Consider the following 6,262-nt stretch of genomic DNA (forward strand, 5'->3'; position numbering starts at 1 on the left):
GTCAGGAATTCGCCTCGATGTAGGAGACCGCGTCACCGACGGTCTTGAGGTTCTGGACCTCGTTGTCAGGGATCTTCACGCCGAACTTCTCCTCGGCGGCCACCACGACCTCGACCATCGACAGCGAGTCGACGTCCAGGTCGTCGGTGAAGCTCTTCTCCTCGGCGACGTCGTCCGGGTTCACCCCGGCGACCTCCTCGAGGATCTCGCCGAGGCCGGAGGTGATCTCAGCACGCGTTGCCATGTGTGGTGGTCCTTTCGATGGTGGTGGTGTCGATCGCGGGCGGGCCGGCTGCCGTCACGGGCAGCGGACGACCTGCCCGGCGTAGGTGAGTCCGCCGCCGAAGCCGAACAGCAGCACGGGGGCGCCCGCGGGCACCTCGCGGCGTTCGACCAGCTTGGACAGGGCCAGCGGCACGCTCGCCGCCGAGGTGTTGCCGGATTCGACGAGGTCCTTCGCGATCACGACGTCCGGGCCGAGCCCGAGCCGCTTCACGATGCCGTCGATGATCCGGGTGTTCGCCTGGTGCGGCACGAACGCGGCCAGCTCGCTCGGGTCGACGCCGGCCCGGGCGCAGGCCTCGGCCGCGAACGGCGCCAGCGCGGTGGTGGCCCAGCGGAAGACCGCCTGGCCCTCCTGCTTGATGTACGGCTGCCAGCCCTCGATCTTCAGCACGTCGCCCTTGTCGGGCGCCGAGCCCCACAGCACCGGCCCGATGCCGGCCTGCTCGCCCTCGGCGGTGGCCGTCACGACCGCCGCGCCCGCGCCGTCGCCGAACAGCACGGCGGTGGTGCGGTCGGTCCAGTCGGTGATGTCGGAGAGCTTCTCCGCGCCGATCACCAGCGCGTTGCGCGACGCCCCGGCCCGCACCGCGTGGTCGGCGGTGCCCAGCGCGTACGAGAAGCCCGAGCAGGCGGTGTTCAGGTCGTACGCGGCCGGGGCGGTGATGCCCAGCCGGGCCGCGACGCGGGTGGCGACGTTCGGGCAGCGGTCGATCGACGAGCACGTCGCCACCGTCACCAGGTCGATGTCGGCGGCGGCCAGGCCGGACGCGGCGAGCGCCTTCTCCGCGGCGGCGGTGGCCATGTCGGCCACCGTCTCGCTGTCGGCGATGCGGCGGCTGGCGATGCCGACCCGGTCGCGGATCCACTCGTCGTTGGTGTCGAGCACCCCCGCCAGGTCCGCGTTGCTGACCGCGCGCGACGGCTGGTAATGCCCCATCGCGACGATCTTCGAGCCGATGGTCACAGCGAACCTCCGATGCGGGCGAGCGGCTGGCCGGGGGCCACCGGGTCGTCGTGGTTGGCCAGCCACTCGGTGAGCACGCCGGTGTCGTGCGCCTTGACGTCGGCGCCGCCCTGCCGGCTGGTGACCTGGCCGATGACCTGGCCGGAGCGCACCTCGTCGCCCTCCTCGAGGCCCTCGGCCGGCTGGAACGTGCCGGCGCCGGGGGAGACCACGACGCGGAACATCGGGGTCGGCTCGTGGCTGGGCGCCACCCCGTGCCGGGCGATCAGGTCGCGGGCGGCGGGCAGGTCGTCGGGCGTGTTCAGGGTGACGATCTCGGGCATGCCCGAGCCCTTGAGCTCGCGCTTCACCAGGCCGGCCAGCGTGCCCGCCGGCGGCAGCTCGATGACGCCGGTCACGCCCAGGTCGGCCAGCGTCTTCATGCACAGGTCCCAGCGCACCGGCGCGGTGACCTGGCGGACCAGCCGGCGCAGCATCTCGCGGCCGTTGGCGATGGACGCGCCGTCGAAGTTGGAGACCAGGATGCGCTGCGGGTCGGCCGGGCTGATGCCCGCGGCGACGGCGGCGAGCGCCTGCTCGGCCGGGGCCATGTACGGGGTGTGGAACGCGCCCGCCACCGACAGCGCGATGACCCGCGTGCGGGCCGGCGGCTCCGCCGCGAACTTCTCCAGCGCGCCCAGCGCGCCCGCCGCCACGATCTGCCCGGCGCCGTTGCGGTTCGCCGCGTGCAGCCCGTGCGCCTCGATCGCCGCGACCACCTCGGCCGGGTCGCCGCCGAGCACCGCGCTCATGCCGGTCGGCTCCAGCGCGCAGGCGGCGGCCATCTCCCGGCCGCGCACCCCGGCCAGCGTCACGGCCGCCTCGGCCGGCAGCACCCCGGCCAGCGCCGCGGCGCCCAGCTCACCGACCGAGTGACCGGCCGCGAGCTGCACGTCGTACATCGGCAGGTGTTCCGCCGCCAGCAGCGCGGCCGCGACCAGCAGCGGCTGGGTGCGGGCGGTGTCCTTGATCTCGTCGGCGTCGGCGGCGGTGCCCAGGTGGATCAGGTCCACCCCGGCGAGGGCCGACCACCAGCGCAGCCGGGCCTCGGCATGCGGGAGTTCGAGCCACGGGGCGAGGAAGCCGGGCTTCTGGGAACCCTGGCCGGGCGAGAGTACGGCGAGCACGAGTTCGACTCTTCACGATGACTGATCAGTAGGCTGGTACTGCCAGGCACCAATTCCAACAGCCGCGTTTGTGGGGTTCTCACAAACGGGTTGTGTGCGTCACGCCAGCGGGCCGCCCGGCTCCAACCGGCCGATCGTCAACGCCAGCCGCAACGCGTACGCGTCCCGCGCCTCCAGCGGCGAGAACCCCGTGACCTCGGCGACCCGCTTCAGCCGGTACCGGACCGTGTTCGGGTGCACGTACAGCGCCCGCGCCGCGCTCTCCAGCACCCCCGCCGCCGCGAAGAACGCGTCCAGCGTCTCCAGCAGTCCGCCGCCCGCCTTCACCAGCGCCTGGAACAGGTCGTGCCGCAGCACCCGCCGGGCCTCCGCGTCGCCCGCCAGCGCCCGCTCCGGCAACAGCTCGTCCGCCGCCACCGGCCGCGGCGCCTCCGGCCACGCCGCCGCCGCCCGGAACCCCGCCAGCGCCGCCCGCGCCGACTCCGTCGCGTGATCCAGCGACGGCACCCCCGGACCCACCACCACCGGCCCCTCGCCGAAGCCCGGCAGCAGCCGCCCCGCCGCGTCCTTCGAGTCCGTCGCGCCGCCCACCACCAGCACCAGCCGGTCGCCGTGCACGCCGCCCACCACCTCCACGTGCGCCCGGCGCGCCGCCCGGTACACCGCGTGCAGCACCGCCGCCGTCTCCCCGCCCGGCGTGCGGCCCACCACCACGACCACCGGCGGCCGGTCCGTCCAGCCCAGCGCCGCCGCCCGGCTCGCCAGCACGTCCGGCGAGTCCCCGCGCAGCAGCGCGTCCACCAGCAGCGCCTGCAACCGGGCGTCCCACGAACCCCGCGACTCCGCCGCCCGCGCGTACACCCGCGCCGCCGAGAACGCGATCTCCCGCGAGAACCGCAGCAGCGCCATGCGCAGCGCGTCCTCCTCGCCCGCCGCCGCGAGCTGGCTCACTTGGTGCTCCGTCACGTCGATCGTGACCTTGATCAGCGCCACCGTCTGCTGCAGCGTGATCGACCGGGCCAGCGCCCGCGGCGCCGCCGCGAACACCTCGTCCGAGATCTCCTGGCCCATGCTGTCGCCGCCGTCGCCGTCACCGCCGGTGCGCAGGAACTCCACCAGCGACCGCACGCCCGCCTGCGCCACCAGCATCACCCACGCCCGCTGATCCGCCGGCAACCCCTTGAACCACGGCAGCGTCTCGTCCATCCGCGCCACCGACGCCGACGCCAGCGCCCCGGCGGACTTCTCGATCCGGCGCAGCGTGGCCGCCAGGGGGCCGCCCACCTCGGCACTCTCCTCGTCCGCCACGCCCTCAGCCTGCCACGCCCGTGCGCCCCCGCGGCGCCCCGGCATGACACCATGCGTCGGGTGCCCGCCCTCGCCGCCGCAGCGTTCCTTGCCCTACTGTCCCTCGACGCCGGCCAGTGGGGACCGCTGCAGGCCGCCGACACCGCAATCAGCGCGGCCTTCCGGGGGTACGGCGAACGGCACCCCGACCTCATCGCCGTCGTCCGCGTCGCCACCGACATCGCCGTCACCTGGCTCTACCTCGCCGCCGGCGCCGTCGCCACTCTCGTGCTGCACGCCCGCCGCCGGCGCCGCGACGCCCTGTTCACCGGTGCCGTCACCGCCGTCATCCCGATCCTCTGGTCCCTCATGCACCTGTGGCTGCACAGCCCCCGCCCCACCGGCGGCTTCGTCGAGGTGCACACCAACGGCTTCCCCAGCGGCCACACCAGCAACGCGGCCGCCGCCGCCCTGGCCGCCGCCCTGCTCCTCTGGCCCCGGCTGCGACCCCGCGGCCGGGTCCTGCTCGCCGTCCTGGCCACCGCGTTCGCGCTGTTCGTCGGACTGACCCGCGTCATGCTCCTGGCACACTGGCCCACCGACGTCGTGGGCGGCTGGCTCCTCGCCCTCGCCGTCGTACCGCCCCTCGCACTGCTCACCCGTCTGCCGGACCGTTCCGGGGCGGTGGCTCGTTAGGAGCGGTACGCCTCGGCCACAATGACGAACCCCGACACGGGACCGTCACCACTGACAGGTTCCTAAACAGTAAGGTTCTGGTGCCGAGGGACCGGACGACGAAGCGGGCGAAGGAGGGTACGGATGGAGCGGGAGACCGACCAGCTGCGCGCCGACGGCGCGCCGGCCGACGCCGCCCTCGACGAGCCCGCCACGCCCCTCGAGGACGAACCGGGGCCGGGCAGCCGCGGCGGCTGCATGACCGAACGGCAGGGGTGGGCCGGGGCGCACCTGCACGGGGCGGTGCGGCCACGGCGGCGCGCGGTGGGCCGCGGCAGGCCTCCAGGCCGCTGGTGCTGAGCTGAGTTTGCTGGTCGTCGCTCTACCTTTTGGTCGTCGCTTCGCTCCTCCGGGCTGACGCCGCTTCACCACGGTTTCCGGCGCCTGCGGGCGGTCCACGCTTCGCTTGACCGTCCTCGGCGCCGGACACCGCGGCGGCGTCAGCCGACTTTGGTTGCTCCCGGGGCTGGCGTGCTCGGTCTTCTCTCGGCTGCGCCCTCGCCCTTCTTCGGCGTGCGTGGTCGTCCTTCTCGCGGGCTGCGCCTTCGACCTTCGCCTGGGCTGCGACCTCTTCCCTCGCTCGGGCTGCGGGTTCGTCCTTCTTTCGGGTCGGCGTGTTCGGTGGGGGTGGGGGTGGTTTGCGCGCACCGTGGTGGGGTGGACGACCGGCGGCGGCTCATCTTGGATCAGGCGCTGGCGCTCGTGGACGAGCGGGGGCTCGGGGCCGTGTCGATGCGGGCCGTGGCCGAGCGGGTCGGGCTGACGTCGATGGCGCTGTACCCGTACGTCGGGGGCAAGGACGCGCTGCTCGACGGGCTCGTGGACCTGTTGCAGCTGGAGCTGGGGGAGCGGTCCGCGCACGACCCCGGGGACTGGCGGCACCGGCTGCGGGCGCTCGCCCGGGCGGTGCGGGGGGTGGCGCAGGCGCACCCCGGGGCGTTCCCGCTGCTGCTGACCCGGCCCGCGGCCGGGGCGCCCGCGTCGTGGCTGGCCGCCGCGCTGCGCGGGGCGCTGCACGACGCGGGGGTGGCCGCCGCCGACGTGCCGCGGCTGGCGCGGCTGTGGGCGTCGTACCTGCTCGGGCGGGCGACCGGGGAGGTGACCGGCGCGGCGCCGGACCCGCCGGCGGACCCGGCGGCCGACTTCGAGGCCGACGTGGACGACCTGGTCGCGCTCGTCGCGGCCGCCGCCGGGCGGGCCTAGACCTTGCGGCGGATGAGGTACGACATGCCGGCCAGGCCGGCGGCGATCGTCAGCACGACGGCGCCGTTGAGCAGGACCAGTTGACGCAGCTCGGTGACGAACTCGTCGACGTCGCGGTTGTAGTCGGGCATGACCGGCGCGGCCACCCGCTCGCCGCCGCCGATGCCGCCGGTCATCAGGTCCCGCTTCTCGGGCAGCGCGACGCCGCTGAGGCGCAGCGTCTCGGACATGGACAGCCGGCCGTAGAACCAGCCCGCCGTCGTCCTGCCCTTCGGCTGCTTCGCCGCCCGGTACGCCTTCGGCCCGCCGGTGGCGTGCGGGTACAGCTGGTACACCTGCTGCGGGGCGCCCTTGACCAGGACGGTGAGCGTGTACCGGTCGCCGAGCTTGTCCTTCTTCGGCGCGGCCATCTGCGGCGCCGCCTCGGCGAGCCAGCTGACCTGCCCGTAGAGGGAGGCGAACAGCTCCGGGTCGGCCTCGGCGGTCACCGTGAGGCCCTCGGGTGCCTTCGCGCCGGTGACGGTCACGGCGTCGGGCTTGGCGCCCTTCTTCGGCGCGGCGGGCGCGGCGAGCGGCGCGGACGCGGCGGGCGCGGCGAGCGGCGCGGACGCGGCGGGCGCGG

The 6,262-nt window shown here is 74.8% G+C and carries 8 protein-coding genes; 3 read left to right on the forward strand and 5 right to left on the reverse strand.

What is annotated here, in order from left to right; translation table 11 throughout:
- Window position 1 precedes the first annotated feature (1 nt).
- The 4 genes from Sya03_RS27545 to Sya03_RS27560 all read right to left on the reverse strand — a co-directional run bounded on the left by Sya03_RS27545 (window position 2) and on the right by Sya03_RS27560 (window position 3,768).
- The gene (locus tag Sya03_RS27545; protein ID WP_203941340.1) at window positions 2–244 is read right to left on the reverse strand and encodes an acyl carrier protein; all 243 of its coding nucleotides are present in this window, start codon (window positions 242–244) and stop codon (window positions 2–4) included.
- A gap of 54 nt (window positions 245–298) precedes the next feature.
- Entirely contained in the window at window positions 299–1,249 is a 951-nt protein-coding gene (locus Sya03_RS27550; protein ID WP_203941341.1) for a beta-ketoacyl-ACP synthase III, read from the reverse strand.
- Complete coding sequence (locus Sya03_RS27555) at window positions 1,246–2,415, reverse strand: acyltransferase domain-containing protein (protein WP_203941342.1); 1,170 nt, start codon at window positions 2,413–2,415, stop codon at window positions 1,246–1,248. Before Sya03_RS27555 ends, Sya03_RS27550 begins: the two co-directional genes overlap by 4 nt.
- 99 nt (window positions 2,416–2,514) lie before the next feature.
- A complete protein-coding gene (locus Sya03_RS27560; protein ID WP_203941343.1) occupies window positions 2,515–3,768 on the reverse strand; it encodes a PucR family transcriptional regulator in 1,254 nt (417 codons plus the stop codon).
- 15 nt (window positions 3,769–3,783) lie between these two features.
- Here Sya03_RS27560 and Sya03_RS27565 point away from each other — a divergent pair, with 15 nt between their 5' ends.
- From Sya03_RS27565 to Sya03_RS27575, 3 genes are all read left to right on the forward strand, one after another.
- Window positions 3,784–4,398: a phosphatase PAP2 family protein gene (locus Sya03_RS27565; protein ID WP_203941344.1), complete on the forward strand. Its 615-nt coding sequence runs from the start codon at window positions 3,784–3,786 to the stop codon at window positions 4,396–4,398.
- 123 nt (window positions 4,399–4,521) lie between these two features.
- On the forward strand, window positions 4,522–4,737 hold the full coding sequence (locus Sya03_RS27570) for a hypothetical protein (RefSeq protein ID WP_203941345.1): 216 nt from the start codon (window positions 4,522–4,524) through the stop codon (window positions 4,735–4,737).
- A 357-nt stretch (window positions 4,738–5,094) separates the two neighbouring features.
- A complete protein-coding gene (locus tag Sya03_RS27575) occupies window positions 5,095–5,640 on the forward strand; it encodes a TetR/AcrR family transcriptional regulator (RefSeq protein ID WP_203941346.1) in 546 nt (181 codons plus the stop codon).
- Here the strand turns inward: Sya03_RS27575 and Sya03_RS27580 are convergent.
- The coding region (locus Sya03_RS27580; RefSeq protein WP_203941347.1) for a hypothetical protein at window positions 5,637–6,262 on the reverse strand (626 nt) is incomplete at its 5' end. The two genes, Sya03_RS27575 and Sya03_RS27580, sit on opposite strands and share 4 nt — an antisense overlap.

Source organism: Spirilliplanes yamanashiensis, assembly GCF_016863475.1.
Lineage (GTDB): Bacteria > Actinomycetota > Actinomycetes > Mycobacteriales > Micromonosporaceae > Spirilliplanes > Spirilliplanes yamanashiensis.

What these genes read in the sequence shown, in the direction of transcription:
- Sya03_RS27570 (WP_203941345.1), top strand. Translation starts at nt 4,522, where the DNA reads ATGGAGCGGGAGACCGACCAGCTGCGCGCCGACGGCGCGCCGGCCGAC.
- Sya03_RS27560 (WP_203941343.1), bottom strand. Translation starts at nt 3,768, where the DNA reads ATGCCGGGGCGCCGCGGGGGCGCACGGGCGTGGCAGGCTGAGGGCGTG.
- Sya03_RS27545 (WP_203941340.1), bottom strand. Translation starts at nt 244, where the DNA reads ATGGCAACGCGTGCTGAGATCACCTCCGGCCTCGGCGAGATCCTCGAG.